1 protein-coding gene and 1 pseudogene are annotated in these 2,437 nt (G+C 38.6%); one reads left to right on the forward strand and one right to left on the reverse strand.

The genetic code is table 11. The features are described 5' to 3' along the window. Positions 1 to 118: 118 nt before the first annotated feature. Positions 119 to 1,330, reverse strand: a complete 1,212-nt coding sequence (locus tag U2P91_RS17765) for a site-specific integrase (protein ID WP_322520091.1) — start codon at positions 1,328 to 1,330, stop codon at positions 119 to 121. Positions 1,331 to 1,485: 155 nt separating this feature from the next. On the opposite strand from U2P91_RS17765, the pseudogene U2P91_RS17770 reads away from it, so the two are divergent. Then, a pseudogene (locus tag U2P91_RS17770) lies at positions 1,486 to 1,716 on the forward strand (transposase domain-containing protein); the annotation flags it as partial. Positions 1,717 to 2,437: the final 721 nt, after the last annotated feature.

Consider the following 2,437-nt stretch of genomic DNA (forward strand, 5'->3'; position numbering starts at 1 on the left):
TCTCTCTGTTTTATTTCTCTGTTTCTCAACCGCCAACTCAATAAGTTAAGTTGAATAAGTTAAGTGACAGGCACCGTATGTCTCTAGTCTTCCACTTGCCTGGTAATGAGATGATCGTTCATTTTATAACCTCAGGCCATATACCAGCCACTTCCTGCAATTGAACAATGTCGACTTTTGTATAAATGCTGGTCGTTTCAATGGATTCATGTCCAAGAATATCTGCAATTGTCTTCAAACTGGTTCCATTATTAATCAGTTCTTTCGCTGTTGTGTGTCTTAACATATGAGTACCCGTAAAATTTTCCAGCCCAGCCTTGATTGCTGCTTTTCTTACAGTTTGACGGATCTGCGATACTCCCATTGGAAAGCCCGTTTCATTTTTAAACCTTACAAATAGAATTCGCTCTTCTGTTACGGGGCGAACCGTTAGCAAATATGCTTCAAGTGCCTGACCAGTCATTGCCGATAATGGAAGCAATCTTTCAGAATGAGATTTGGTGTTTTTTATTCGCATTGTTCCCTGAGCCCAATTAATATCATCTAACGTTAACACTGCAGCTTCTGAACAACGCAAACCCAAATCTTTTAAACTGCGAAGAATTGCATAATTGCGGATATCTGTCGGCTTTGTTTGATCATAGACACTATAAAGACGGTTCAACTCGTCACCGGTTAAAATTTTGGGCAACCCTGAACGACGCCAGACTGGAGATGTCATTGGCAATTTTAATATTTCATCTGCTCTGAATCCGTCACTAAATTCAAGAAAACGTATGTAACTCCTTATTCTGGTAATGAGTGTTTTCTTCGATGCTGGCAAAACATGGCCAAGCGTATGGGTGAAATGAATACGAACAAGATCAGCGGTTATTTTTTCAGGTGAAAATTCTGTTTTCTGAAAACTGCTATAAAGAAATATTTTGATGGTGTTACATTGAGAAATGATTGTATTGTTACTGAGGCCGGCAACTTCTTTTAAGTACCTTTGAAATCGTTCAATTTCAGTTTCAATCAACGGATTAAGATTAAAATCCTTACTATTGAGGCGTTTGTTAAACTGTTCACCAGTAATAAAATAGTAGAAGAGATGAAGCGCAGCCTGAATCATGGATTTTTGACTACTCAGTGGCTGATTTTTCAGATAATCTGAAAAATTAGATTTAAGCTCTACATTATCTTTTGCTGAAGACCAGAATAGTTCATTGGTTTTTAAAAATGTTCTGACTGTTCGTAAATACATCGGAATAACATTTTTAGAATAACCATTTTCCTTTAAATAGACCTCAAAGTTTATTAACGAACCATTACATTTCATTTCACAGTCCATAAGCATTGTCTCCTTTTTGCTTATAATAGCAAAATATGCTTACATTGTTATGTGCTGAAGTTTCAAAAAATTTAATCTCTGGAAACATTCTATTTTATGTTCAGCACATAACCTGGTTGACTACATAATTACGATTATGTGCTTAAGAACATAACCGAAAAAACTTTCTCTTCTGCAAAACACCCCATGGTGCCAAAGCCAGTGCAACGCTCTACAGTATCGTTGTGACTGCCAAACTCAACGGTTTGAATCCCTTCTACTATCTCGATTACCTGCTTACGCAATTGCCCAATACCGCAATCACCGGTGACCAATCCCTTGATCATTTGTTGCCCTGGTCTGAGACACTGCCGGAAGAATGCCGGTCAACTATCAATAAAGAATAACCGCTATAAAAAAGCAGTCCTTTTGTGAGAACATTATCTCATCAATTGGACTGCTTTTCAATGTGGGCTGTATTTGACGCTTACTTACATTTAGCGCTTAAATACAAAGTGCCACACAAAAAAGAAAAGACGACCCGAGTCCCGAAGAACCCGAATCGTCTCTCTGTTTTATTTCTCTGTTTCTCAACCGCCAACTCAATAAGTTAAGTTGAATAAGTTAAGTGACAGGCACTGTTTGTTTAAATTCTTCAGTGAGTTTGGATGATCGGAAACTGGCGCAACTGATTGGAAACAGAGAAAAGCTGGAAACCGCAGCTACCAACGAAAACTTTTCCAGACAGATTCCTCCAGATTTTCCAGCCACTTCAAAAAATTAAAAAAAGACGACCCGAGTCCCGAAGAACCCGAATCGTCTCTATTCTCTGTTTCTAAACCATCCAACTCAATAAGTTAAGTTGAATAAGTTAAGTGACAGGCACCGTTTGTCTAATAGAAACGTCCCCATGTCACCACACCCTATGTCACCAAAAAACTAAAAAGACGACCCGAGTCCCGAAGAACCCGAATCGTCTCTATTCTCTGTTTCTAAACTATCCACCTCAATAAGTTAAGTTGAATAAGTTAAGTGACAGGCACCGTTTGTTAAAACAATAGATCTTGCGATATCGGCCGCCAATAACGACTTCGTATTCTGTCCAATCGAACTGCGCCTGATCACCTG

Origin of the sequence: Acetobacterium sp. K1/6, assembly GCF_034438075.1 — a bacterium.
Taxonomy (GTDB): Bacteria; Bacillota; Clostridia; order Eubacteriales; family Eubacteriaceae; genus Acetobacterium; species Acetobacterium carbinolicum.